The organism is Microbacterium sp. NPDC087868 (assembly GCF_044900755.1).
Lineage (GTDB): Bacteria > Actinomycetota > Actinomycetes > Actinomycetales > Microbacteriaceae > Microbacterium > Microbacterium galbinum.
The window spans coordinates 21,177-45,530 of record NZ_JBJDNO010000005.1; the positions used below are offsets into that span (position 1 = coordinate 21,177).

The 24,354-nt window shown below is 64.5% G+C and carries 21 protein-coding genes; 6 read left to right on the forward strand and 15 right to left on the reverse strand.

What is annotated here, in order from left to right; genetic code table 11:
- Positions 1-8: 8 nt before the first annotated feature.
- Positions 9-2,570, forward strand: a complete 2,562-nt coding sequence (locus ACI2JZ_RS16625; RefSeq protein ID WP_404598603.1) for a hypothetical protein — start codon at positions 9-11, stop codon at positions 2,568-2,570.
- 31 nt (positions 2,571-2,601) lie between these two features.
- On the opposite strand, the gene ACI2JZ_RS16630 is transcribed toward ACI2JZ_RS16625, so the two are convergent.
- Positions 2,602-4,659 (reverse strand): S9 family peptidase, encoded by a 2,058-nt coding sequence (locus ACI2JZ_RS16630; RefSeq protein WP_404598605.1) that lies wholly within the window; start codon positions 4,657-4,659, stop codon positions 2,602-2,604.
- 130 nt (positions 4,660-4,789) lie between these two features.
- Here ACI2JZ_RS16630 and ACI2JZ_RS16635 point away from each other — a divergent pair, with 130 nt between their 5' ends.
- Entirely contained in the window at positions 4,790-5,641 is an 852-nt protein-coding gene (locus tag ACI2JZ_RS16635) for a hypothetical protein (protein WP_105656222.1), read from the forward strand.
- Positions 5,642-5,716: 75 nt separating this feature from the next.
- On the opposite strand, the gene ACI2JZ_RS16640 is transcribed toward ACI2JZ_RS16635, so the two are convergent.
- The 8 genes from ACI2JZ_RS16640 to ACI2JZ_RS16675 form a co-directional block, all read right to left on the reverse strand.
- A complete protein-coding gene (locus ACI2JZ_RS16640) occupies positions 5,717-7,195 on the reverse strand; it encodes an amino acid permease (protein WP_105656223.1) in 1,479 nt (492 codons plus the stop codon).
- A 14-nt stretch (positions 7,196-7,209) separates the two neighbouring features.
- Entirely contained in the window at positions 7,210-8,625 is a 1,416-nt protein-coding gene (locus ACI2JZ_RS16645) for an aspartate ammonia-lyase (RefSeq protein WP_332488849.1), read from the reverse strand.
- Positions 8,626-8,672: 47 nt separating this feature from the next.
- On the reverse strand, positions 8,673-9,668 hold the full coding sequence (locus ACI2JZ_RS16650) for an asparaginase (RefSeq protein ID WP_404598609.1): 996 nt from the start codon (positions 9,666-9,668) through the stop codon (positions 8,673-8,675).
- Positions 9,665-10,369: a FadR/GntR family transcriptional regulator gene (locus ACI2JZ_RS16655; protein WP_105656225.1), complete on the reverse strand. Its 705-nt coding sequence runs from the start codon at positions 10,367-10,369 to the stop codon at positions 9,665-9,667. The genes ACI2JZ_RS16650 and ACI2JZ_RS16655 overlap by 4 nt, the downstream gene beginning before the upstream one ends.
- 136 nt (positions 10,370-10,505) lie before the next feature.
- Positions 10,506-10,943, reverse strand: coding sequence for an SRPBCC family protein (locus tag ACI2JZ_RS16660; RefSeq protein ID WP_402696875.1), 438 nt, complete (start codon positions 10,941-10,943; stop codon positions 10,506-10,508).
- 9 nt (positions 10,944-10,952) lie between these two features.
- Positions 10,953-11,933 (reverse strand): TIGR03086 family metal-binding protein, encoded by a 981-nt coding sequence (locus ACI2JZ_RS16665; protein ID WP_404598611.1) that lies wholly within the window; start codon positions 11,931-11,933, stop codon positions 10,953-10,955.
- Positions 11,930-12,268 (reverse strand): metalloregulator ArsR/SmtB family transcription factor, encoded by a 339-nt coding sequence (locus tag ACI2JZ_RS16670; protein WP_332502965.1) that lies wholly within the window; start codon positions 12,266-12,268, stop codon positions 11,930-11,932. Before ACI2JZ_RS16670 ends, ACI2JZ_RS16665 begins: the two co-directional genes overlap by 4 nt.
- Positions 12,269-12,405: 137 nt before the next feature.
- Positions 12,406-13,356 carry a beta-ketoacyl-ACP synthase III gene (locus ACI2JZ_RS16675; protein ID WP_105656229.1) on the reverse strand — a complete coding sequence of 317 codons (951 nt, stop codon included), beginning with the start codon at positions 13,354-13,356 and terminating at the stop codon, positions 12,406-12,408.
- Between the two features lie 247 nt (positions 13,357-13,603).
- Here ACI2JZ_RS16675 and ACI2JZ_RS16680 point away from each other — a divergent pair, with 247 nt between their 5' ends.
- Both ACI2JZ_RS16680 and ACI2JZ_RS16685 read left to right on the forward strand, forming a co-directional pair.
- Positions 13,604-14,434: a metallophosphoesterase gene (locus tag ACI2JZ_RS16680; protein ID WP_332498835.1), complete on the forward strand. Its 831-nt coding sequence runs from the start codon at positions 13,604-13,606 to the stop codon at positions 14,432-14,434.
- Positions 14,435-14,498: 64 nt separating this feature from the next.
- Complete coding sequence (locus tag ACI2JZ_RS16685) at positions 14,499-15,059, forward strand: histidine phosphatase family protein (RefSeq protein WP_404598613.1); 561 nt, start codon at positions 14,499-14,501, stop codon at positions 15,057-15,059.
- 98 nt (positions 15,060-15,157) lie between these two features.
- Here ACI2JZ_RS16685 and ACI2JZ_RS16690 read toward each other — a convergent pair whose 3' ends face one another.
- The 5 genes from ACI2JZ_RS16690 to ACI2JZ_RS16710 form a co-directional block, all read right to left on the reverse strand.
- Positions 15,158-17,680, reverse strand: coding sequence for a hypothetical protein (locus ACI2JZ_RS16690; protein WP_404598614.1), 2,523 nt, complete (start codon positions 17,678-17,680; stop codon positions 15,158-15,160).
- Positions 17,681-17,918: 238 nt separating this feature from the next.
- Positions 17,919-19,088 carry an acetyl-CoA C-acyltransferase gene (locus tag ACI2JZ_RS16695; protein WP_404598615.1) on the reverse strand — a complete coding sequence of 390 codons (1,170 nt, stop codon included), beginning with the start codon at positions 19,086-19,088 and terminating at the stop codon, positions 17,919-17,921.
- Entirely contained in the window at positions 19,085-19,735 is a 651-nt protein-coding gene (locus ACI2JZ_RS16700; RefSeq protein ID WP_105656234.1) for a CoA transferase subunit B, read from the reverse strand. The genes ACI2JZ_RS16695 and ACI2JZ_RS16700 overlap by 4 nt, the downstream gene beginning before the upstream one ends.
- 2 nt (positions 19,736-19,737) lie before the next feature.
- Complete coding sequence (locus ACI2JZ_RS16705) at positions 19,738-20,442, reverse strand: CoA transferase subunit A (protein WP_332502959.1); 705 nt, start codon at positions 20,440-20,442, stop codon at positions 19,738-19,740.
- A gap of 162 nt (positions 20,443-20,604) precedes the next feature.
- The gene (locus tag ACI2JZ_RS16710) at positions 20,605-21,060 is read right to left on the reverse strand and encodes a VOC family protein (protein WP_402696881.1); all 456 of its coding nucleotides are present in this window, start codon (positions 21,058-21,060) and stop codon (positions 20,605-20,607) included.
- A 102-nt stretch (positions 21,061-21,162) separates the two neighbouring features.
- On the opposite strand from ACI2JZ_RS16710, the gene ACI2JZ_RS16715 reads away from it, so the two are divergent.
- Both ACI2JZ_RS16715 and ACI2JZ_RS16720 read left to right on the forward strand, forming a co-directional pair.
- On the forward strand, positions 21,163-21,951 hold the full coding sequence (locus tag ACI2JZ_RS16715; RefSeq protein WP_404598618.1) for an IclR family transcriptional regulator: 789 nt from the start codon (positions 21,163-21,165) through the stop codon (positions 21,949-21,951).
- Positions 21,952-22,059: 108 nt separating this feature from the next.
- A complete protein-coding gene (locus ACI2JZ_RS16720) occupies positions 22,060-23,160 on the forward strand; it encodes an alanine racemase (RefSeq protein WP_105656383.1) in 1,101 nt (366 codons plus the stop codon).
- A 9-nt stretch (positions 23,161-23,169) separates the two neighbouring features.
- Here ACI2JZ_RS16720 and ACI2JZ_RS16725 read toward each other — a convergent pair whose 3' ends face one another.
- Entirely contained in the window at positions 23,170-24,348 is a 1,179-nt protein-coding gene (locus ACI2JZ_RS16725; RefSeq protein WP_404598619.1) for a DNA topoisomerase IB, read from the reverse strand.
- Positions 24,349-24,354 lie beyond the last annotated feature (6 nt).

The following is a 24,354-nucleotide window of genomic DNA, read 5'->3' on the forward strand; positions in this document are numbered from 1 at the left end:
CCCGCTTGATGCACGATTCCACCGGGCGGCGGTTGCACCGCCCCTTCCATTGGACCGCCATCGCCGCCATCATCATGGCGCTGGTGACCACCGCGCTGGGCGTGCGCGCGGTGCTGGCCGTGCAGGCAGCCAACGTCCCGGACCCCTACGAGGTCCAGGTGGTGGTCCGCGGCGATAACGGCTTCAACATCACCCAGCAGACGGTGGACGCCGAGCTGGCCCGGCACCCGGTGCGTGCCACGGCCCCGCTGGAACTGGTCATCACCGACCGCTGGCTCACGGGTGATGAACTGCTGCGCGGGCAGGTGCCGGAAAACCAGATCATCGTCTCGACCAGGATGGAGAACAGGGATCCCGGGCTAAGCGACGCTGAACAGCGCTTCGCCGGGGTGGGCCTGGACCGCAGCCTTGCAGCATCCGACGACGCGCATACCGACCTGCGCTTCGACATCGAGCACGCCTTCACCAAGAACGTTTCGGTAGGCCATGGGCCCAAGGCGGCGGTGGCCGCCGCGCATACTGCCGCCGTGCTGCTGGACAATTCGCCCAGCAGCTCGGCGATCTTCTGGTTCGCGGCCGTGGGTGCGAGCGCCATGCTCACCGCCGCGTTCCTGGCCAGCGCCCTGCGCTACCGCTCGCGGTGGGCATCGCGCCACCGGCGGCTGGCCGCGGCGCAGCGCAAGCTGGCCCGCGTGCTCCTAGACCTCGAAGCACTGGAAGCCACCTACCAGGCCACCGAGCAATCGCGCCGTCCTGCCGGCTTCACCAAGGCGTGGCGGCAGCTCGAATCCCTGTCCCTGGATGCCGCCCGCCGCGAAGCGCCCTTGGTGCGCTCGCTGTTCACCCGGGCCGAATGCCTGGAACAGAGCACCGGGCAGCAGCTGGCGGCCTTCGAGGCCGACACGCGCAAGCTGACGGAACTGGCCGACTCGCTGATGGGCGCCGGCTCGGTGCATGCGCACCTGGCTGGCAACGGATCCACCTTCGACAAGCTCAGCAGCCCGATCAACGATGCGGCCACGGCGCTGCTGATCCGGCTGGACACCGCCCCGGGCACCATGGTGGCCGGCAAGGACCTGGCGGATTTCCGCAGTGCCCTCGGCGAACTGCTCAATGCCGCCCATGGCGATACCAGCCAGCGCACCGCCATCGAGCGCTGGGCCGAGGCCGAACGGCGGCTGGCGAAGCTCGCCGGGAAGATCGCTGCCCGGCTGCGCCGGTATCCGCGGGGCCTGCAGCAGCCGGTGCCCCAGATCGGCGCCCAGCACAATGAGCTGCGCTCCAGCCTGGGCTTGCCTCCGGTATCCAAGCAGGGTGCGCTGGCGCAGATCGCCACGGCGAACTCGCTGGCCCGCGGGATTCTCGGCGATACGCTTCAGGCCGATCAGGAGGCAGACGGCATGCCGCGCGAGCCCGGTGCTTGGCGGCGCGCGCTGGCCAAGTTCGCCGGCACCGTCGGCGCCGAGGGCGATGAACCGCCCAAGCTGCGCCGGGCGTGGACGGCCGGCCTGCTCTCTGCCTTGCTGCTGGGCAGCCTGATCGCCGCGGGGGTCATCGTGTCCTCGGTAGCCAGCGAGCCCGGGCGCACCTATGAGGGGTCCGGGCGGGGGATGGAACTTGACATCGATGACCAGGGAAAGCTGGTTGACGAAGCCGAGATCCGCCGGTACATGGAAGAGGACTTCGACACTCCGCAGCAGATCCTGGTTGCGGTGCGCGATGCCGAAGCTTACCTGGAACTCAAGCACTTCGACGGCTCGGAATACCGTGATTCGACGCCCGAGAGCGTGCGCACAGCGATCTTGCGGATCAAGGACGAATACTCCGATCGCGCGGATCCGGCCAACGGCGAGCTGCCCGAGGACCTGACGATCATCCCGCTGCTGATCACCGACGAGGGCAAGGGAATCGTCCCCGGGCTGATCTCGGGGGCAGTCATCAGCGGCACCGCCTCCTGGGGCACGACCGGCGGGTGGGAGCATGGAAGCATCTACGAGTCGAACTATCCGGCCATGGAAGCTGCCAGCGCGGCCGAAGACTTCGCCGTGGTGCTCAAGCAGGCCGGGTACGAGCAGCCGGACTACAGCACCTCGCTGCTGTACTGGATGCTCGTGTTCATGCTGTTCTTCACGGTGGTCAACGTGGTCCAGGTCCTCCAGTACCTGCTCGGGGCGACCTCGCAGCTGACCCGGTTCTCCCGCGGCGCGCGGTCCGTCCAGCATTCGCGCCGGCAGCTGGAGGAGCTGGCCATGGGCTTGGAGGATTCGCAGATCAATGCGGTGGCCGTGCTCGGCGCGATCGCGGCCCCGAATGCGGACGAGGCCGGGCAGCGATTGTTCGAGCGTGCCCTGATGATGGCGTGGCGCGAAGCCCAGGAGTTATCCTCGATGACCCTGGGCCAGCGCCTTGCCGCCGGCTATGCCCAGCGCACGGCGCATCTGGCCCGGCTGGTAGCGCTGCTGGGCGAACGCGATGCCGACGTGGCGCGGCGGGCCAAGGCGCTGGTGCTGGCCAGCCGCGGTGCCGGGGGAGATGCTCCAGCGCCAGTGGAACTGCCGGGACAGAAATGACTCCGCCCCGGCAGTCCGGCACTGCGCGGTTCTAGCCCAGCAGCTCGGGCAGTTCCTGCGGCGCGTTGCCCAGCACCTTCTGGGAAAGGAACTCGGTGACTACCTGGTACCAGATCTTGGCGTGCTGCGGGGACAGCACCCAGTGGTTCTCATCCGGAAAGTACAGGAACTGGTGCTCGGTGCTGCCGTCTTCCTTCTGGGGCAGCCCCGAATCGGCTAGCAGCTCGTACCACAGGCGCAGGCCCTCGCCGATGGGCACCCGGTAGTCCTTGTCGCCGTGGATGACCAGCATCGGGGTGACGATGCTGCCCACCGAATGATGCGGCGAGTTCTGCTCGCGCATTTCGGGGCTCATCTCGCGGGTCCAGTAGAACGCGGCGTCGGTGGTCTTGCCGAAGCCTTCCAGCGCCCACAGGCTGGCATGGGTGACGATGGCCTTGAAGCGGTCGGTGTGCCCAGCCACCCAGTTGGCCATGTAGCCGCCGAAGGAGCCGCCCATGGCGGCGGTGCGGGTTTCATCGATGTCCGGCCGCGCCTCGGCGGCATCGGTGATGGCCAGCAGGTCAGTGTACGGTTCCTGGCCCCAGCGGCCCCAGCCGCGCTGGATGAACTCCTGGCCGTAGCCGGTGGACAGGGCCGGATCCGGCAGCAGCACGGCATAGCCCTGGGCCACCAGCAGCCACGGGCTCCAGCGCCAGCTCCAGGCATTCCAAGAGCCCAGCGGCCCGCCGTGGATCCACAGCAGCAGCGGCGCCTTGTCGGCGGCAGAAGCGGTGGCGGGCAGGGCCAGCCAGGCGCGGATGCTCGACCCGTCATCGGCGGTGGCTGACACCTCGGTGAGCGTTCCGGGCAGGGCCGGGCGGGAGACCGGGGAGCGCAGCTCGGTCAAGGCCGCGAATTCGCCCGGCTCCAGGTCCCCGGTGTGCGCCAGGTCGATGGCCACCGGTTCGGCCGGGTACAGGTAGCTGGAACGCAGCGCGTAGGCGGTACGCGAGTCGCTGCTGATGGCCAGATCGGTGTACGCGCCGTCATCGGTGAGCCGGGTGATCTTGTCGTTGTACAGGCTCAGATGGAAGACCGGTGCGTGGCCGTTGTCATCGGCGGTCAGCAGCAGCGAGCGCCCGTTGGGAACCCACTGCAGGTCATTGACCCAGCGGTCCCAGCCGGCGGCGATCCGGTGGGTGGCGCCGTCGGCCAGATCCATCAGCCACAACTCGAAGACCGGGGCGGTATCGGCGGTGGAACGCTCCCAGCGGGCGTAGGCCAGCTGGGTTGAATCCGGGCTGATCTTGCCCAGCGTATATTCGTACGTGTCGTCGGGGGCCAGCAGCATTTCGTGGGCGCCGGTGTGCAGGTCGATGCGCATCACTCCCGGGGCTGAGGAAGCCCGGCCTTCGGGAACCTGCCATTCGGTGACCAGGAAACTGCCATTGGAAGCAACGTCGTAGGAGGTATCCTCCAGATTCGCGCCGATGCCCGGGGTGAGGTCGGTGAGCTGGGTACTGGTGGCGTCCTGCAGGCCCGGCAGGGACCCGGTGTAGTAGTGCGGGGTGGACGGGCCCAGATCTTCGTCCCAGAAGCGGACCGGGTAGCCGGTGTGCAGGATCGCCGAGACCTTCTTGTCCTTGCGGCCGGTGCGCAGTGCCGCTTCGGCGTCCAGGTCCTTGGCGCGGGAGAAAGCCGAGGTGCGCAGCACGATGGTCTGCGGGGACTGCTGGCAGATCCGCAAGGACTGCACCCCGGCAGGGTGGGAAATCACCGAGCGGGCTTCGCCTCCTGCTACCGGCAGGATCCAGCCTTCGGCCTTGGCGTCTTCCTTCGACGAGCGCTTGGCCACGAAGAGCAGGTCGCCGTTGGCGGTGAACTGCGGTTGCGATTCGCCGTGCTCGCCGAACGTCAGCCTGCGTGCTGGTGCTTCGCCTTTGGGATCCAGCGACCAAAGGGCGCTGTCGTATTTCGTCCCGTCCTCGGAAAGCTCACTGAGGGTGGTGACGAGCTTGGTGCCGTCGGGGGAGAGCGCCAGGCCGCCGAGGCGGCCCAGGCCAATAAATGAATCTAAATTATGAAATGAATGCTTAGAGTGTTCCACTTCACATATCTTGCCACTGTTCGCGGCTGGGCACTACCGGAAATCGAAAATTACCTGGCATCGGCAACAAGATCGGGACAACTTGCAACCAAGGCGTGATGCCGCCGCTATTGGAAAAACCTGCAATTGAGTGGAGGATGAATTCAATGGGGGAGCTCGCGATGTCAGCTGCATGACCGGATCATGGATCAAGGAGTTGGAAAAGATGAACCGTGCCAGAACCCGTCTCGGCGCGCTCCCGATGATGTGCGCAGCAGCCCTGATGCTGGCTGCCTGCCAGGGAGTCCAGCCGGACTCGACACCCAGCCAGAACCCTGCGCCAAGCGGCGCATCGCCATCGGCAAGTGCCAGCTCGCCGGAGGCTTCGAGTCCCGAATCCAGCCCATCGCCAGGCGCCGAAAGCCCGGATGTGCCAAGCACGGCGGCGCCCGAGCTGAGCCAAGAGCATGAAGTGCATAGCGTCCAGTTCATGACCCCGGAGCAGTGGACCGCCACCGGGGATGACTGCGAGGGTGAATGCACCGAATGGGATGAATGGGAGATCAAGGACGCGCAGGGCAAGCATGTGCTCACGCTGATCCCCACCACGGCAACCTCGCCGGATGGGGACATGTCGCTGTACGAGCGGGAGCTACTGGACCGCGAAGAGCTGCCGGACCCCGGAGCTGGCACCGGCTTCCATCCCGCCAGCCTCATTGCCGAGTTCTGGGAATCGACCAGCCAGGAAGATGGCGAGAAGGATTCCGGGTTCGATATTGCCCTGGTCGATGACCAAGTGCTCGCCCAGCGCAATGAGAACCCGGATCTGAACTTCTTCAAGGTCGGCGAGCAGTCGCCGATGATGTGGGTCGAAGAGGACTATCTGGAAGACCACGGCGTCCCGGATGACCCGGTGAAGCAGCAGGCGCAGCAGTTCCTGGATACCCAGGAATACGCGTTGGTGCGCGAAATCCTGCTCAGCGTGCAGCCGGTCAAGGGCTAGGCCAAGCCCGGAACGCAAGAAAAGACCGGCCCGGAAGCAGCGCGGGGCTGCTTCCGGGCCGGTCCCGGGATCCTGCTACCGCTGGTTGGCCGGCTGCTCGTTGTGCAGTCGCGCCTTGGCGATCTCGTTGATCCGTCCGCGGCACAAGTACCAGCCGCCGATGATCAACGGGATGATGACCACCAGCGAGGCAATGGTCCAGGTGCCGATGGGATTATCGAAGGCCATCATCACCAGCACCAGGGCCAGGAAGCCCAGGGTGACCCAGCCGGAGACCGGAGCCAGCGGCATCCGGAAGCCGGGGCGCTGCTGCTCGCCGCGCTTGGCGGACTTCACCAGCGCCATCTGGCACAGCACGATCATCCCCCAGGAGGCAATGATGCCGATGGCCGCGAAGTTCAGCACGATCTCGAAGGCCTTGGCCGGGACCACGGCGTTGAGCACCACGCCGAACACGGCCACCACAGCGGTGATCACGATGCCGCCGTAGGGAACCCCGGCCTTGTTCATCCGCCCGGCGAATTTCGGCGCCGAGCCGTTCAATGACATGGAGCGCATGATGCGCCCGGTGGAGTAGAGCCCGGCGTTCAGCGAGGACAGCGCCGCGGTGAGCACCACCAGGTTCATCACCACGTCCATGCCCTGCACGCCGATGGATCCGAAGAAGGTCACGAACGGCGATTCCCCGGCGCTGTACGCGGTGTAGGGCAGCAGCAGCGAGAGCAGCACCAGCGAGCCGACGTAGAATACGGCGATGCGGATGATCACGGTGTTGATCGCCTTGGGCATGACCTTTTCCGGATTCTCCGTTTCGCCCGCGGCGGTGCCGATCAGCTCGATGGAAGCATAGGAGAAGACCACGCCCTGCATCAGCACCAGCACCGGCAGCAGGCCATTGGGCAGCAGCCCGCCATTGGAGCTGAGCAGCGAGAAGCCGACCTCATGTCCTGCCAGCGGCGTGCCGAAGATGACGAAGTAGCAGCCAATGATCAGGAAGGCCACCAGGGCCACGACCTTGACCAGTGCGAACCAGAATTCCATCTCGCCGAAGGCCTTGACCGAGATCAGGTTCATGGCCAGCACCACGGCCAGCGCCAGCAGCGCCCAGAGCCACTGGGGCACCGAGCTGATCCACCCCACGTACTTGCCGAAGAAGCCCATGTACAGGGCCACCGCGGTGATATCGACAATGGCGGTCATTACCCAGTTCAGCCAGTACAGCCAGCCGGTGGCGAAGGCCGCCTTCTCGCCGTAGAACTCGCGGGCGTAGGACACGAAGGAACCGGTGGACGGGCGGTGCATGACCAGTTCGCCCAGCGCCCGCAGGATCAGGAAGGCGAAGAAGCCGCAGACTGCGTAGCTGATGACAATGCCCGGTCCGGCTTCGGCCAACCGGCCGCCGGCACCCATGAACAGCCCGGTGCCGATGGCGCCGCCAATGGCGATCATCTGCATCTGCCGGGAGGACAGGCCCTTGTGGTAATCGTTGTCGCCGGCCGTCAGCGCGGCATCGGGGACGTGCGCCGCGGTGGCGTGCGGAGTGGAATTATCCATATGATTCCTCGGATCTAGTCGGTGAGGTTGGCGAGGCGCTCGGGGGAGAGCAACTCATTGAGGTCTTCGGCCGAGAGCAGGCCGCGTTCGAGCACCAGCTCGGCCACGCCGCGCCCGGTGTGCAGCGCTTCGAGGGCCACCGAGGTGGATGCCGCGTAGCCCAGCCGCGGGTTCAGCGCGGTGACCAGGCCGATGGAGTTCTCCACCTCGCGGCGCAGCGCCTGCTCGTCCACGGTGATCCCGTCGATGCACTTGTGCGCCAGGGTCAGGCAGCCGTTGGCCAGGTGCTTCAGGGAGAGCCCGATGGAGTGCACGATCACCGGCTCGAAGGCGTTCAGCTGCAGCTGCCCGCCCTCGGCGGCCATGGTCACGGTCAAGTCGTGGCCCACCACCTGGTAGGCGATCTGGCTGACCACTTCCGGGATCACCGGGTTGACCTTGCCGGGCATGATCGAGGAGCCGGACTGCACGGCCGGCAGCTGCAGGTCGTTCAGGCCAGCGCGCGGACCGGAGGAGAGCAGGCGCAGGTCGTTGCAGATCTTGGAGATCTTCAGCGCCACGCGCTTGAGCACGCCCGAGAGGTGCACGAACGCGCCCACATCCGAAGTGGCTTCGATCAGGTCCGGGCTGGTGGTCAGCGGCAGGCCGGTCAGCTCGCGCAGGTGGCGGCAGGCGGCCTCGGCATAGCCGGCCGGGGCGTTCAGCCCGGTGCCGATGGCGGTGGCGCCGAGGTTGATCTCGGTGACCAGGCACAGCGATTCTTCCAGCCGCGCCCGGTCCTCGCCCAGGGTCACGGCCCAGCCGCGGAACTCCTGGCCCACGGTCATCGGCACGGCGTCCTGCAGCTGGGTGCGGCCCATCTTCACCACGGTGCGGAACTCGGCGGCCTTGGCGATGCACGAATCCTGCAGCACCTCGATGGCTGCCAGCAGCGGCTGGGTGGCGAAGTGCGTGGCGATGTTCACCGCGGTGGGGTAGGCGTCGTTGGTGGACTGCGAGAGGTTCACGTGGTCGTTGGGGTGCAAGAAGGAGTACTCGCCCTTGGCATGGCCCATGATTTCCAGCGCCAGGTTGGCGATGACCTCGTTGGCGTTCATGTTGGTGCTGGTGCCGGCCCCGCCCTGGATCGGGTCGATGATGAACTGCCCATGCAGCGCCCCGCCGGCGATGGCCTCGCAGGCCTGGTCGATGGCGTTCGCGCGCTGGGCGTCCAGCAGCCCCAGCTCGTGGTTGGCACGCGCCGCGGCCTGCTTCACGCGCGCCAATGCGCGGATCAGGTGCGGGTTGCCGGACAGCTCGGTGCCGGTGATGTCGAAGTTCTCCTTGGCGCGCAGCGTGTGCACGCCCCAGTAGGCATCCGCCGGGATATCGCGGTCGCCGATCAGGTCATGCTCGCTGCGGGTCTGGCCGCTGAGCAAGGTTTCAGGCATGGTGGATTCTTCTCCAGGATTCGTTGAAATGGTTGGAACGGAAAAAATTACAGTGCGGCCAGCAGGCCCACGGGCGCACCGCCGCCGAAGGCCGGGCTGGTAGCCAGCGGTTCAAGGGCCAATGCGGCCTCGGAGCCCAGGTGCTCGGCGAGCAGCTTGGCGGTGATCGGCATCCGGGCGCGGTCCGAGCCGTCGGCGATCTTCACGGCCAGCGCGCTGCCATCGGGCAGGCCCACGGCCTGGATGCCCTCGAAACCGTCCTTGGCCACGGAGCCGGGCACCGCGCGCATCAGGGCGGTGACATCGCGGCCAACGCCGGCTACCAGTTCCGGGTAGCCGGCCATTGCCGCGGCCACGCGTGCCTCGGCGGTGCCTTGCGCGGCGCTGGCCAGCTTGCCGAAGGCGCGGGCCAATCCGGCCAGGGTCATCCGGTAGACCGGGGTGCCGCAGCCGTCGGTGCTCACCCCGGAGATCTGTTCGCCCGAAAGATCCTCCACGGTGTCCTGCAGCAGCTGCAGGAGGCGCTCGTCGTGCAGGTAGTTGGCGGTGTCCCAGCCCTTGAGCTCGCACAGGGCCGCCAGTGCGGCGTGCTTGCCCGAGCAGTTCTGCGCGAGCGCGGTGGCCTTGCCGTCAGCGGCCAGGTAGTCCTGGCGCTCGGCAACGCCGTAGGGCAGGTCGGTGGAATTGCGCAGCGCTGTGTGGTCCAGGCCGGCGGCGGCCAGCGTGGATTCGGCGACCTGCAGGTGGCGCGGGCTCCCGGAGTGGCTGGCCGAGGCCAAGGCCAGCTGCTGGTCGTCGAGCTGCAGTCCGGCGCGCAGCATGCCCACGGCGAACAGCGGCTTGAGCGCCGAGCGCGGGTAGAACGCGGCCTGGGCATCGCCGCGGCTGGCGGCGATGGAGCCGGCGGGATCCAGCAGCACGGCCGAGCCGTAGTGGATGGACTCCACGGCCTCGCCGCGGGTGGCGATGACCAGCGGTTCGTGCTGCGGCAGTGCCTCAACGACCAGCGAAGCGCGCAGGGTCTGGGGATCGGCGGGGGTCACTTCTTGCTCCTGACTATGGTGGATACTGCTTGCTGCACCGCATTGAGGTGCTTGGCCATCGCATTGTTGGCCGCTTGCGGGTCTTGGGCGGCGATGGCCTGGTAGATTTCCTGGTGCTCCGAGTTCGACGGCGACCGGCGGCCGGCAACCAGGTTCACGGTCTCGGACTGGCGGGCCATGGCCTCGCGGATGTCCGCGACGACCTTGGAGAACACCGAGTTGCCGCTGGCCTGGGCGATCGCGGCATGGAAGGCGGCGTCCAGCTCGACCCAGGCTGCCGGGTCGTCTTCCTGCTCCATCGCCTCGATCAGCCCGCTGATCCGCTCCAGGTCCTCGGCGGTGCGCCGGGTGGCGGCGAGGGTGGCAGCCGGGATCTCGATATGCGGACGGGCTTCGTGCAGGTCGTCGGAGGAGAACGTGCCCAGTTTCAGCTCGCGGGTGGGCCGGTGGGAGACCACGAAGGTGCCGCGCCCGGTTTCGGTGCGGGTCAGGCCCAGGGCCGCGCAGGAGCGCAGCGCTTCGCGGATGACCGAGCGGCTCACGCCGTAGTCGGCCGCGAGGGCAGCTTCGGATCCCAGTTTCGCGCCGATGGCGATTTCCTGGGCTTCAATGGCTAGGCGGAGTGCATGGAAGACGCCTTCGGCAGCGGATCGTCGTTCGATCGGTTGCTGTCCGGGTGTCCAGCTGTCAGACAGGTTCACGTGTACCAGTCTGGGGTGTGATCCACTTAACGTCAAGTCGGGAACTGGAGCAATCGGGAATGCTCAGGTCAGTGACGCGCGAACACCGCGGACACGATGCCACAGGCAAGGTATCCGCGGTGTTCGCCGCTGGTCCTCAGTCTTTCTCCAGGATGCTTTTCAGCGCCCGGAGATCAGCCATATTGGCTCGCCGCATCATCATTTCCATCAGCGGGCCGGCCAGTTTGCCGAAGCCAGTTGGCTCGCCGTCATTGCGCAGCTGGACCCGAGTCGCCGTTGGCCCTATCGCTTCGAAGCGATAGGTGGTGCGCATGGGAAACGGGCCCTGCGCGGTGGCCATGACCAGTTCCTCGTTCTGCGCGAACCTGGTGACTTCGTAGGTGTAGGAAAGCTTCCGTCCAAGGAACCTGGCTTCGAAGGCGGTGCGTGATCCGAGGCCGAAGCCATGGGGATCCAGCCGGCGCACCGAGTGGATATTCCGGTACCACGCCGGAGCGTTCAGCGGGTTCATCGCGTAGCCGGCCACCACCGAACGTGGCCGGTCGATAGCGATGCTCGTGGAGGCATCAACCATGGGAGGTTCTCAGGCTCCTGCGGGAACGCGGCCGGTGAACGCAATCAGGCGATCCAGGCTGCTGGCGGATTCGGCGACCATGGTTTCTTCCGCGAAGGAGCCGGAGGTGCGCTGAGCCGGTCCCACAGTCTTGCGTGCCAAGCCCAGTACGTATTCCGCGTGGCCAGGATGGATCGCGAACTCCTGGCCGGTCGCCTGGGCGAAGTCCCACCCGTGAACCATCAGTTCCAGATTCAGGATCCCGGCAACCACTGAAGCCGGCATGACAGCGAATCCGAGATCAATCTCGCCGGCAACGCCGCGAGCGGCAAAAGCCTCCAGGGTCGGCTGCACCAGGTTGGCGATGCGTGCTTCCGGCGCCAGAGCCGGGTCATCGGATACCGCAGCGCCCAGGGCACCGCCGATCATCGAGACCGAACCCGCAAGGTGATCCAGCAGCTCGCTCACGGAGAACTCGGAGCAGGGAGTGGCTTTGGCCAGGTCCGCTGCGCAGATGTTGTTCAGGATGAACTGCAGGGCTGCCACGGAGCCCTCGGCGGAAACGATCGGATTCTGCGGCTCGGGCACGGCGTTCCACTCGTCGATGGCTGCTTCGCCGGTTTCGGCAAACTCCTTCAGCCGATCCAGGAAGTGGTTCCATCCCTCGGCGTGGCCCGAGGACTGCTCGGCGTCCAGCCCCTCATGGCGCAAGGTCAGGGCCGTGCCCTGATCCAGCGGTTCCAGGGTGATGAAAACCGTCGAATCGCCGGGCGGAACGGCATCCGAACCTTCCCATCCCATGGTGAAGACCAGGCGCTCGCCGGGCTCGATTTCGGTGAAAGTGCCCGAGGCCTGGTGGCCCGGACCCATGGTGAAGCGGTAGTTGCCGCCGGTCTGCAGGTCAACGCGGTTGGCAACGGTTTGCCAGCGGCGAAGGCGTTCCGGGTTGGTGACCAGTGCAAAGGCGGTGTCGGCGTCAACGGGGAGGATGACTGTTCGTTCAAAGCTCATGGCTTTTCTCCTGGTGGCTGGTGCAGTGGCCCATTGAACGACGCCAATTCGGCGGCCTCGGCAACGAGCAGGTCGAGTTCGGTATTCCAGAACGAGTCAAGGAGGGCCTTGAGCTTCGTGATGCCTGCAGGGTCCAGCGAGTAGTAGCGGCTGCGGCCATCCTTGCGGGCTTGCAGCAGTCCTACGTCAATCAACAGCAGCAGGTGTTGCGAGATGGCGGAGCGGCTGACGGCGAAGTTCGCGGCCAGTTCCGTCACCGTGCGTTCCCCGGAACCCAGCAACTGAATCAAGCGCCTGCGCGTTGGCTCGGAAGCGACTTCCAGTAGATCAAGCATGAAAAATACGTTAGCAGTCACTAACGCGTTGTTGCAAGGGATTCGGAGCAGCTTTTTAGGCTGATGCGGAAGGCGCCGTTAAAGCACTAGTGGGCGCCACGGCAAAATGCCGTAGCGCCCACTCATGGCGAAAATACTTAAGGGATCGTGATGATCTGGCCGGCGTAAGCCAGGCCGCCACCGAAGGCGAAGAGCAACGCCTTGGAACCCGAAGGCAATGGCTCATCCGAAGCCATCAACTTGGAAAGAGCCAGCGGAACCGAAGCGGCCGAAGTGTTGCCCGAGTACACCACATCGGTGGCCACGCGCGCGTTCGGTGCGCCGATCTTCTCTGCCAATGGCTCGATGATGCGCAGGTTGGCCTGGTGCAGGACAATGGCGTCCAGCTCCTCAGGCTTCATGCCGGCACGGTCGATGATTTTCGAAGCGATCTTCGGCAGCTGCGTGACGGTCCAGCGGTAAACGCTCTGGCCGTTCTGCGCGAACTTCATGTTGTTTTCCTCTTCGATGCGCACCGCATCGGACAGGGACGGAACCGAACCCCAGACCACCGGCGAGATGCCGTTGTCCTCCGATGCGGTGATCACGAAAGCGCCAGCGCCGTCCGCGGTCAGCACGCAGGTGGTGCGATCGGTGAAGTCGGTGTAGTCGGTGAGCATCTCCGAGCCGATAACCAGGGCATTCGTCGCCGAGCCAGCGGCAATGGCGCCCTGGGCCAGGCCAACGGCGTGGGCAAAGCCTGCGCAAGCCACGTTCACGTCCACCGCTGCCGGCCCTTGGTCCATGCCCAGGGCGTTAGCTACGCGTGCGGCCATGTTCGGCGAACGGTCCGTAGCGGTGCAGGTGGCGACGATGATCATGTCGATATCGGCTGCCTTGATGCCAGCTGCGTTGCCCAGCGCCATCTCTGCGGCCTTGATGGCCATGGAGTCTACAGTTTCAACACCGGTTCCCCAGCGGCGTTCTTCGATGCCGACACGTCGGGTGATCCATTCATCGCTGGTTTCCACCAACTTTTCCAGCTCGGTGTTAGGGACGATGCGCTCTGGCTGGAAGTGGCCAAAGGCGACGACTTTGCTGCCGGTCATGGATATAGCTCCTCGGTGGATTCAAATCTTCTCTTCTAAGATTAGTCGTTTTGGATGCTACTCGCCGTTCATATGCGCCAGAAAGCATGTGTCAGCCAGTTTTACCTGCCTTCCATGGCCCATTTGTCCGATTATCGGCAAAACCCCGATTCTTCAGGACTTCATATGGCGTCGACACCCTGTTCACCTGCTGGCCAGAACCCCGGCGTTCAATGGGATGAAATGCAGCAGCCGTGAAGGAGGAAAAATGGAACCTCTGACGATAATCCAATTGAGCGACACCCACCTGCGTCCCGAAGGGCAGCTGCTTCACGGATCCATTGATTCGTGGCAACGAACAGAACAGGCGCTGGAAGCAGCCGCGTGCCTGGATCCGGATGCCATAGTGGTGACCGGCGATATCGCAGACCGCGGTTCGGACATCCATGAGCGGGCCGCAGGGATCTTCAACCAGGCCCAGCGCGAACTGGATTGTCCGGTCATCACCGTTCCGGGCAACCATGATCCGTTGGGCGCGATTGGAGAATCCTTCAACACCAGGCGCCTGTCCACCGGTCCGCATCCAGCCGACACGGTGCACGAGGTCCTGGGGCTTCGGATTATTGGTTTGGACAGCGGGGGATTCCAGTTGGCCCGGGGACGCTTGGAACAGCGGCAGCTCGATTGGCTTGCCTCGCTGCTGGCGGTTCCGGCGCCGCGCGGATCCCTGCTGCTGCTGCACCATCCTCCGGTGGAAGCCGCCAATGAAGCCCGCGCCGGCCGCGGGCTGGAGAACCCGATGGAGCTGGCGGCCATCGCCGCCGGAAGCGATATCCGTGCAATCCTTTGCGGCCACTACCATCAGGCGTCCACCAGCCAGCTGTTGAGCACCCCGGTGTTCATGGCTCCTGCAGTGTCCTACAACATGAATCCATTTGCCCCGACGCAGATCGTTGACGAGCCCGCAGCGGGATTCAACGTCATCAAGGTCGGGGCGAAATCGGTCGACGCGTTCGCTGCATCCAGCGGCCAGTACGCCGCGCTGCACGCCAGCACCCCGCTGCCAGCGCCGGTCAAGAGTTCGCAGACCGGCAACTGACTCCAAGAACGCTACTTCGCACCGGGCACCTGATGCTTCGGTGCATGCCAGAAAGAAGAAGACGATGAGCGCGAAGAAACTGATCCTGATCCGCCACGGACAGACCGAATGGAACAAGGCAGGACGCCTGCATGGACGCAGCGACCTGCCACTGAACGATACCGGCATCCGCCAAGCCCAGCAGCTGGCCGCGCAGTTGGCGCCCGGAGGCCCTTGGGACGCGGTGTATTCCTCCCCGTTGTTCCGTGCCCGCCAAACAGCGCAGATCCTCGCCAATAGCCTGGGCATCCGTGCCCTGCACGAAAACCAGGAACTGATGGAGCAGGACTTCGGCGATCTCGAAGGCACCCTGGTGGCCGATGGCGCCGACGAACAGCGCCAGCTGCTGGTTGGCACCGGAGAAACCGAAGAGCATCTGGTGGGGCGTGCAGTGAACGCATTGTTCAAGATCTGCCATCAGCATCCCGGGCAGAATGTGATGGTCGTGAGCCACAGCGCCTTGATCTGCTCGGTAATCGCCGCGCTCACCGGCGAAAGCAATCCGCGCATGGCCAATGGAACCTATGTCGAGCTGGATGCGCAGCTACTGGTCAACCACGTCTCGCGCGAACCGCTGTGGCATTAGGAAGCGAAGGGCAAAGCCGCGTGCCGGCCATGGATCATGGCCGGCACGCGGCTTTGCGTTCTAGTCAGCGGCGGGCTAGCAACAGCTGAAGCAGCGGCTTACCACCAGGATGCGCCTTCGACGGTGACCTGGGGCTTCTCGCCGTACCAATCCACGCTGCCCGTCAAGCTGCGGGTGAGCTCTTCTTCGTCGTAATCAATGAACTCCGTGTCATTGAGCTTGTACTTGAAGACGATCTCGGAGCTTGAGAAACTGCCCGATTCCTCGATGGCCACGCTTTCAGCATGCGACTTCACAGAGAACGATGCGATGTCCTTGGACTGCAAGGTGCTCGGGCAACCTTCATCGAGATTGGTTGGAACGGTTACGCAGGCAGTGGCGAACTTCTTGACCTCATCCAGAACCAGCTCGTCGAGCTTCTGGGTGGTGGTCGTAACCAGCGCCGCCTGTGCCGGCTGCGAATCAGGATGGTTGACGCGCAATTCCTGGGCTTCGCTCGTCAGGTATTCGTTGCCAGGCGCTGAGACATCATAGATGCCCGGGTAGGCGTAGAAGCTGCCGGTGAAGGAACGTCCCTCGCCGTAGTAGTCCTCGCTTTCAAGCAGCTTGACCTTGGCCTTGCCGACAGTGACTTCCGAGCTCTTATCGGAGGTGATCTCCACCGGAACAATCAATGATTCATTGAGCACCCAGGTATCGAGCAGGCCGAAGTCCTTGTCGCCCGCGTCGACATTGAAGGAGCGTTCGTGGCGCTCGCCGTTGATGGAGTAGATCGCTCGCACACGGGCCGAGTCCTTGCCCTTGGATTCCTCGATGACATCAACGAGTTCCAAGCGCTGCTTGGCGTTGCCCAGGACATCGTCGCTGAGCAGGACGCGCGAGGCGTTGTCGATCCCCGGGTCGACCATCTCGGTCGCCTTGCCGGCCTGGCCCTCGGCAAGCAGCGCGAGGTATTTCTCAACTTCAGCTTCCGGCTTGCGCTGCCCGTTCAGGTAGGCGATGGCACCGAAGCCCAGACCGGCAATGACTGCCAGCGCAAGAACCGAGAAGCCAACGGCCTTGGCCTTCTTCTTGGACTCTTCCGAGGCCGGGGCCAGCGCCGGAGCCGGTTCACCAGCCATCGGCTGGCCGTTGGCGGCCGCGGCAGGGGTGGATTGGGCTGCGGCGGCAACTGGAGCAGCCTGGCTGGGTGCGGCTGCAAGCGGCGAAGCCGGAGCAACGGCGGGTGCCTGGCCGGAAATCCATCGCGCTGCGGCGTCCTTGCCGGCAATCACTGCCAGCAGGGATGGGGCGAAGCGGTAGACCTGCAAGGGCAGGACTTCTGCCAGCAGCGAGACAACTGCGGCCCCGAGTGCCAGGAAGATCACCGAGTACCAGGTGATGCCGTAGGACATGCTGCCGCTCATGTTGCCCATCTCGTTGGCGGTGATGGCGCCACCCAGGGAGATGTTGGTCAGCCCGGCAAGAATCATCCACAGGACCAAAGCCGCTACTGGCAGCTGCCAAGCGCGCTGCAGGTTGAAACCAGTGGCCAGTCGACCACGGTGCACGCCAATACGGATAGCCGCCAGGAGTACCAGGAGGACGCTCAGGACCAGGAGCCAAGCACCCTTGCCGTCGGCGATATCCCAGATGCGCAGGACGGATTCGGGCAGGGCATCGGCGGTGTATTCGCCCAGGAAGCTGGCCATGCCGGAGACATTCGGAGCCAGCGCCCCGAGGAAGCCCAGCGCTGCCACATATGAACCGATGGTTCCCAGCAGCGGGAGCAGGATCAGGCCCAAGCTCCAGGGCATGTCATCCGGACGCTGGGTGAATGCGGCAATGATGCCGACCAAGGCGAAAGCGGCCAAGGTCGAAACAGCCAGGGCCACGGCCTCGCGGACCCCGGTAAGCAATGGGGATCCGGCGTTGGCGCGCTGGGGCGCGGTGGCAAGGAACTGCGAGAAGAAAACGGCCAAGGCAATCGTGAAGAAGACACCTGCATATCGCGGGGACACCGCGGCGGAGAAGAATTCGCCACCCTGGATGCTGAGCTTCCCGAAGAGCGCAATGACCAGGAAGACCAACGACAGGACCAGCGCGTGCAGTCCGGAGGCCAATGCAGCGCTCTTCCATCCGCCGTTGCGTGCGCCACGACGCAGCTTGCGCACGATCAGGTAGTTCGCGGCGCAGATTGCCACGATGGAGGTGACCGAAACGAGGGCGAATGCGAGGCTGAGCTCGCCGAACATGCCGAATCCGCCCCCGGATCCGGTGATCTTCAGCCCGCCGCCCAGGACGGCACCGAAGACCATGATGAAGGCCTTGAAGGAATTGAGCTGGGACGCCACGTTGAATTCAGCGGAGCTGCCGCCACCGATCTCCTTGGCCATTGAGGCCAGGGGGATCAGGTAGCAAAGAGCCAGGACGATGCCAATGGCCGCAATGGCGCCGGCTTGGAATCCAAGAAGCTGCAGGCTGGCACGGGACTTCAGTTCCAGGACCGCGTTGGTGAATTTCCTGACCTGCCGGTTCTGCCCGGCATTCTGGAACGGGTTCGCCGGTGCCGCCGGCGCTGGCAATGGATCCGAAGGTGCCGGTGGCACCTTCGGATCATCAGGCAATTGCGTATTTTCCAAGGTGAGTCCTCACATGGTGCGATGATGGCGTCACATCCGGGCGTTCTTGGAAACTTAAAGTCGAACAATTGGAATATGACCTTCCAATTACATAACAAGTAAGTGGAAGAACAAAGTCCAGTTAAGAAACATGCGGCGGGTTAAGGAGCGAGTTCCGCCTTTCACTTCACCGGTAAAAGGAAAAGCCGGTGCGGTTGGATCCCGACAGACCCAACCGCACCGGCTAATCGGACAGCGGCTACAGCGAACGCAGCACCATTGCGGTGCCCTGGCCGCCGCCACCGCAGATGCCGATGGCGCCCAGCGAGCCGGCCGGCATCTCGTGGAGCTGGCGGGCCAACGTGCCAATGATGCGTGCACCGGAAGCGCCGATCGGGTGGCCCAGGGCAATCGCGCCACCATGCGGATTCACGATGGAGGCATCGAGACCCAGTGCCTTGGTGGACTGCACCGAAACAGCGGCGAACGCCTCATTGATTTCGACGGCCTTCAGATCCTGGGCTTTGGCGCCGGCCTTCTCCAGGGCTGCGCTGATGGCATTGGATGGCTGCTCGTGCAGGGTGCGGTCCGGGCCGGCAACGAAAGCGTGCGCGAGGATTTCAGCCAGCGGCTCCAGGCCCAGGCGCTCAATGGCCGCATCGCTGGCCAGCACCACGGCTGCTGCGCCGTCGGTGATCTGCGAGGAGTTGCCCGCGGTAATGGTGCCTTCCTTGGCAAAGGCCGGACGCAGCTTGCCCAAGGATTCCACGGTGGTTGCTTCGCGGATGCCATCATCTTCGCTGATCGTGGTGTCGCCGCGACGGCTGGAAATGGTAAATGGCTCAATCTCGCCGGCTGCGAAATCTCGGGCCGCGGCAGCGCGCTGGTGGGATGCGGCCGAGACCGTATCCTGGGCCTCGCGGGTCATCGACAACTTGGCATTGTGCTCCTCGGTGGAAGCGCCCATCGAACGCTTCTCGGCAGCATCGGTCAGGCCGTCGTATTCCAGGGTGTCAATCAGTTCAATGGCACCGTACTTGGTTCCGGCACGGGCGCGCTGCACATGCGGAGCCAGCGACATGGATTCCTGGCCGATAGCCAGGACAACGTCTGCCTCGCCGCTATTGATCAGGCGGGCTCCTGCCACAACGGCCTCGGCACCTGAGAGGCATACGGCATTCACGGCGATGGCCGGAACGTCCAGCGCAATGCCGGCACCCGCAGCGGATTGACGGGCCGGGTTCTGGCCGGCGCCACCTTGCAGCACCTGGCCGGCGATGACCTGCTGGACCTCGCTGGGATCAACTCCGGCACGTTCCAGCGCGGCCTTGCCGGCATGGGCGCCGAGCTCGGTGGCTGGAACAGCGGCGAAGGCGCCGTTGAATTTCACGAATGGGGTACGGGCGTAGCCCACAATCTTTGCTGTCATGCTTTCAGATCCTCCACAATATCCACGGCAAATTCTGCTGCCGTGATTTCCTTGATGGTTTCCACGCTTTCACCCGGGGCTACTGCACGCAGGGTCAAGGTCGAGTTTTCTATATCAAACACTGCTCGGTCGGTGATGATGCGGTTGACCACGCCGACTCCGGTGAGCGGCAGGTCGCATTTCTCCACAATCTTGGATGTCCCGTCCTTGGCCACGTGATCGGTCAGAACGATCACGCGCGGGGTGCCGGCGACCAGGTCCATGGCGCCGCCCATCCCCTTGACCAGCTTGCCCGGGATGGTCCAATTGGCCAGATCGCCATTGGCAGCCACTTGCAGGGCGCCGAGGATCGCGGTCTGGACGTGGCCGCCGCGGATCATGCCGAAGGAGGTCGCCGAATCGAAGAAGCTGCCGCCGGGCAGGATGGTCACGGTCTGCTTGCCTGCATTGATCAGATCCGCATCTTCTTCACCTTCATAGGGGAAGGGACCCATGCCCAGCAGGCCGTTTTCGCTTTGCAGCTTGACCGAAACGCCTTCCGGCAAGTTGTTGGCCACCATCGTGGGGATTCCAATACCGAGATTCACATACTGGCCATCGGTTAATTCGCTAGCGGCAATGGCCGCCATTTCATCGCGAGTCCACATGCTCAGGCCTCCTGTCGGCTGCGCACGGTGCGCTGTTCAATGTCCTTGACCGCATCGGCCTGCACCAGGGTCTGCACAAAGATGCCGGGGGTCTCCACCAGCGACGGATCCAGGTAGCCCTCGACAATTTCCTCGGCTTCGGCGAAGGTATGTCGGCCGGACATGGCGGCCAGCGGGTTGAAGTTCTTCGAGGTCATCCGGTAGCGCAGGTTGCCTTCGGCGTCGGCCTGGTGCGCCTTGACCAGTGCGATATCGGCAAAGATGCCACGCTCGAGGATCGCTGGCTTGCCGTTGAATTCCATGACTTCCTTGCCTTCGGCGATCGGAGTTCCCACGCCGGTGGGGGTGAAGAAGGCGGGAATGCCCACCCCGCCAGCGCGCAAGCGCTCGGCCAAGGTGCCCTGCGGGCAGAATTCAACTTCCAGATCCCCATCGAGGAACTGCTGTGCGAACAGCTTGTTCTCCCCGACGTAGGAGGCCAGGACCTTGGAGACCTGCTTATTTTCCAGCAGGATGCCCAGCCCCTTGCCGTCTACGCCCATGTTGTTTGACACGATGGTCAGGTTGGTTGCCTTCGAATCCCGCAGTGCGGTGATCAGGCGGTTGGGGATGCCGGAGAGGCCGAAACCGCCTACTGCGATGGTCATGCCATCCTTGACGACGGCAGCCAAGGCGGCGGCTGCGTCATCCCGAAACTTCGTTGTCATCGATTCCTCCATGTGTCCACTATGTGGAGCGCGGATCTGCTTATCCTCTAACGTACGTAGTCGCAGGTGAGCATGCAATAGACCCGGTGCATTGCCGGGTAACTGGTCGGATGGTGAGGAGGAATGGCCAAGCGGTCCATATTATGGACGCATCTGAAAGGGCTAGACGATGTCGAACTCATTGCCTTCGATATCGAGCATGCAGATAGCGAAATGGCCCATCTCTGGCATGTCGTGAACGGTGCGGACTTTGGCCCCCAGGGCCACCAGGCGCTCCGCCTCGTCGGTGATGATTTGCCTGCGTTCCTCGAAGCGAACGCCGCGGCCGCCGCTGACCAGCAAGTCCAGATGCAGGCGATTCTTGATGCTCTTGGCCTCCGGTACCTGCTGGAACCAAATCCTCGGCCCACCACCTTGCGGATCGACCAGCGACTCCGGTTCATCACCGGTTCCGGGCGGCAATTCATCATCCGGCACGCCCATGGACTGCCAGTAGGCGCGCCACGTGGGATGCCCCTCCGGGGCGGGCTCGGGAACGTAGCGCAAGGCTTCGGCCCAGAACCGGACCATTGCTTGCGGGCGGGCGCAGTCGACGACGATTTGCCATGTATTTTCCATGTGCTGAATTATCCGCCGATCAGCTCGATAGCAACAGGGGTACGGCGACAAAGTATGAAGCGGGAATTATCCGGCCCGGAACCGATCGTCCATAATGTGGTCATGAGCAATTCCCCGGATGGAACCCAAGTCGTAGGGCGGCTGGCCGCCGTGCTTCGCACCGTGAGCACCGCAATGCCCGAGGGCATCACCACGACGCAAACTGCCCGGAGCACCGGTTTGGCCCGGCCCACCGTGCATCGCCTGCTCAGCGCGTTGGCCACCGAAGGATTCTGCGACCACGATCATCGCACCGGCCGCTGGCTGCTTGGCCCCGAGCTCTACCTCATGGGAGCGGTGGCAGCCGAGCGCTACGACATCAGCGAACTGGCCCGCGAGCATGTTGCCGCGCTGGCCGAGGCGACCGGGGAAAGTGCGTTCCTCTCGGCGCGGCGAGGGGACGAAACCGTGTGCTTGCTGCGCCAGGATGGAGCCTTTCCCATCCGCTCGTTCGTGCTGTATGAAGGACGGCGCTTCCCGCTGGGAGTCGCTTCGGCCGGAATCGCGATCCTTGCTTTCCTGCCTGAACAGGGCATTGAGCGCTACCTGCGCGATGCCGATCTAGAGCCAGGATATGGGCCGGCGCATTCGCGCGAAGAGCTGCGCAAAAAGGTCGCCGAAACCCGCCAGCTGGGCTATTCGGTCAACCCCGGCTTGATCGTCGAGGGCAGCTGGGGCATGGGCGCTGCGGTTTTCGACAACTCGGGACAGCCTGCCTGGGCACTGAGCCTGACCGGGATCCACACGCGTTTTGAAGCGGACCGCCGCGAAGAGCTGGGCAATCTGCTGCTGCACCACGCGCATGAGTTGTCCACCAAGCTGTCGGCCCGGTCAAGCACGCTGCCACGCTAGTTTTTTCCTTCCCCTGTACAAAGCTTCCTGCGGTAATCTTTCAGATCGGCGGGAATGCCTATTTCCAGGATTCCCCGTGACGCAGCCAAGTGCAGAAGGACGGAAAATTTGGGCACTATCCCGGCCGGAATCAACACCCCGCAGGTCATCGTTGACGTAGCGAAGCTCCAGCAGAACATTGACCGGGTGGCCCACCGGGTGGCGAGCCAGGGCCTGAAACTGCGCCCGCATGCCAAGACGCACAAGATGCATGAAATCGCCGAACGCCAGATGGACGCCGGTGCCGCCGGACTCACCGTGGCAACTGTCGGCGAAGCCCTCGCGTTTGCGCTGCACGGGGTCGCGAAGATCTTCATCGCCTACCCTTTGTGGGTCAATGAATCCCAGGCGGCACGCATCCTGGAGCTGATGCGCCGTGCCAAGCTGAGCATCGGCACGGACTCTGTCCAGGCCGTGCAGCAGATGGCCAGGATGCTGGGGGAGAAGGCCTCCAAGATCAAGCTCGTCATCGAGATCGACAGCGGCCATCATCGGAGCGGCACCAGCCCGCAAGGCGCGGTGGAAATAGCCGATGCCGCCCGTGCGGCAGGCATGCGCGTGCATGGGATCTTCACCTTCCCCGGCCACAGCTACTCGCCGGACGGCATCGACGCGGCACTCAACGATGAGCACAAGGCCCTGGCCGAAGCGGCGTGCCTGCTGCGCGAGGCCGGGCATGCCATCAAGCGCATCAGCGGGGGCTCCACCCCGACCGCCGAACTGAGCGACAACTCGGTGCTGACCGAGGTGCGTCCAGGGGTGTACGTCTTCGGCGATGCGCAGCAGTTCGAGCTGGGGCGCGTGCGCTGGGAGGATATTTCCCTGACCGTCGCCTCCACCGTGATCAGCCGCCATGAAGGCGATGGGCAGATTCCCCGGCGCATCGTGCTGGACGCCGGCAGCAAGGTGCTCGGAAGCGACCGCCCGGCCTGGGCCACCGGATACGGGCGCATCGCCCAGTGCCCTGAAGCCCGCATCAGCGCACTATCGGAGCATCACGCCACCGTGCTGTGGCCCGAGCACTTGGACCTGCCGGCCCACGGCGAGCAGCTCCACGTCATCCCGAACCATGTCTGCGTCGCGGTGAACCTGGTCGACAACGTGCTGGCAGTGCATGAGGACGGCACCAGCGAGGTATGGGATGTAGCGGCCCGCGGACTGAACTTCTAGATTCTGAACCTAGCTGGCCCTTTCAAGGAACCGCAGCAGGCAGCGCGAAGCCGGATCCAAATGGTTCTTGGTCCCCAGCTGCCGTTTGGAACGGCGCAGCGCCGCCAATTTTTCCGGATCGTCCGCCAGCTCCAGCACGCGGGGATCGATATAGGAGCCGGCCGCGATTTCGGGAGTATTGCCCAGTTTTCCGGCGGCCTGCTCGATGGCCAGCTTGCGCAGATTCCTGGCATCATCGGCAGCCATAGCCGAGGCGGGAGCCTCGATCAGTGCCCTGAAAGCCGCTAAGCTGCCGCCCCAGGTCCTGAAGTCCTTGGCGGTGAATCCGCTACCCAGATGCTCCTCGAGGTACCGGTTGATTTGCGCAGGCTGGAGCAGGTGCGAGTGCCCCTCGTCATCCAGGTAGCGGAAAAGCTCGTAGCCCGGCTGATCGCGCAATTGGACCAGTACTCGTGCCAGTCGCCGGCTCCTGATTTTCACATGCTGCTGCTGGCCGCTCTTGCCGGGAAACTCGAGGGTGGCGCAACGCCCTTGGACCTCCAGATGCTTGGCTCGCAGCGAAGCGGCCCCGAACGATTGGTTGGAACGCGAGTAGGCGTGCGTGCCGATGCGCAGCAGATGCAGATCCAGCAGCAGGACCACGGCCGCAGTGACCCTGTCCTTGTCGTTTCTTCCCCGGCGCAGATCCCGCAGCAGCTGGCGGCGGAGATTGGGCAGTGCGCGGCCGAACGCCGGCAACCGGTCGAATTTGGCGGCATCCTGCCGCTCGCGGAAATCGGGGTGGTAGATCATCTGGGTGCGTCCTGCCGCATCGATTCCGCGAGCTTGGACCTTGGCCCGCGCACTGGCCGCGATCTGGACCTGTTTCCATGCCGGCGGGATCGACAATTGCCTGATCCGATCCAGCAGGTGCTGGTCCTTCACCGTGCGTGCCCCTTCCAGGTAGAAGAAGCCGGTTCCCGCGCGCCGGCGCGTGATGGGAAGCCGTTTGCTTCGGCGTGCTGGCATGGATGCCTCCCGGTAGTTGCGTAGCCGTGCAATCACGCACACGCTATCGCCGATCGCTGCCCTGCTCCGGGTGTTCGCAGGAAAATCCCAGCTGTGCGGTGCCGGGGCATTGACGCCAGCGGGCGGATCCGCCACCTGCAGCGCGTCGTTTGCACCCGGGAAGACCTGGAATCGCGCCATGTCCCG

What these genes read in the sequence shown, in the direction of transcription:
- ACI2JZ_RS16685 (WP_404598613.1), top strand. Translation starts at nt 14,499, where the DNA reads ATGAGCGCGAAGAAACTGATCCTGATCCGCCACGGACAGACCGAATGG.
- ACI2JZ_RS16625 (WP_404598603.1), top strand. Translation starts at nt 9, where the DNA reads ATGCACGATTCCACCGGGCGGCGGTTGCACCGCCCCTTCCATTGGACC.
- ACI2JZ_RS16705 (WP_332502959.1), bottom strand. Translation starts at nt 20,442, where the DNA reads ATGACAACGAAGTTTCGGGATGACGCAGCCGCCGCCTTGGCTGCCGTC.
- ACI2JZ_RS16670 (WP_332502965.1), bottom strand. Translation starts at nt 12,268, where the DNA reads ATGCTTGATCTACTGGAAGTCGCTTCCGAGCCAACGCGCAGGCGCTTG.
- ACI2JZ_RS16640 (WP_105656223.1), bottom strand. Translation starts at nt 7,195, where the DNA reads ATGGATAATTCCACTCCGCACGCCACCGCGGCGCACGTCCCCGATGCC.
- ACI2JZ_RS16675 (WP_105656229.1), bottom strand. Translation starts at nt 13,356, where the DNA reads ATGACCGGCAGCAAAGTCGTCGCCTTTGGCCACTTCCAGCCAGAGCGC.
- ACI2JZ_RS16695 (WP_404598615.1), bottom strand. Translation starts at nt 19,088, where the DNA reads ATGACAGCAAAGATTGTGGGCTACGCCCGTACCCCATTCGTGAAATTC.
- ACI2JZ_RS16660 (WP_402696875.1), bottom strand. Translation starts at nt 10,943, where the DNA reads ATGGTTGATGCCTCCACGAGCATCGCTATCGACCGGCCACGTTCGGTG.
- ACI2JZ_RS16700 (WP_105656234.1), bottom strand. Translation starts at nt 19,735, where the DNA reads ATGTGGACTCGCGATGAAATGGCGGCCATTGCCGCTAGCGAATTAACC.
- ACI2JZ_RS16710 (WP_402696881.1), bottom strand. Translation starts at nt 21,060, where the DNA reads ATGGAAAATACATGGCAAATCGTCGTCGACTGCGCCCGCCCGCAAGCA.
- ACI2JZ_RS16725 (WP_404598619.1), bottom strand. Translation starts at nt 24,348, where the DNA reads ATGGCGCGATTCCAGGTCTTCCCGGGTGCAAACGACGCGCTGCAGGTG.
- ACI2JZ_RS16665 (WP_404598611.1), bottom strand. Translation starts at nt 11,933, where the DNA reads ATGAGCTTTGAACGAACAGTCATCCTCCCCGTTGACGCCGACACCGCC.
- ACI2JZ_RS16645 (WP_332488849.1), bottom strand. Translation starts at nt 8,625, where the DNA reads ATGCCTGAAACCTTGCTCAGCGGCCAGACCCGCAGCGAGCATGACCTG.
- ACI2JZ_RS16715 (WP_404598618.1), top strand. Translation starts at nt 21,163, where the DNA reads ATGAGCAATTCCCCGGATGGAACCCAAGTCGTAGGGCGGCTGGCCGCC.
- ACI2JZ_RS16680 (WP_332498835.1), top strand. Translation starts at nt 13,604, where the DNA reads ATGGAACCTCTGACGATAATCCAATTGAGCGACACCCACCTGCGTCCC.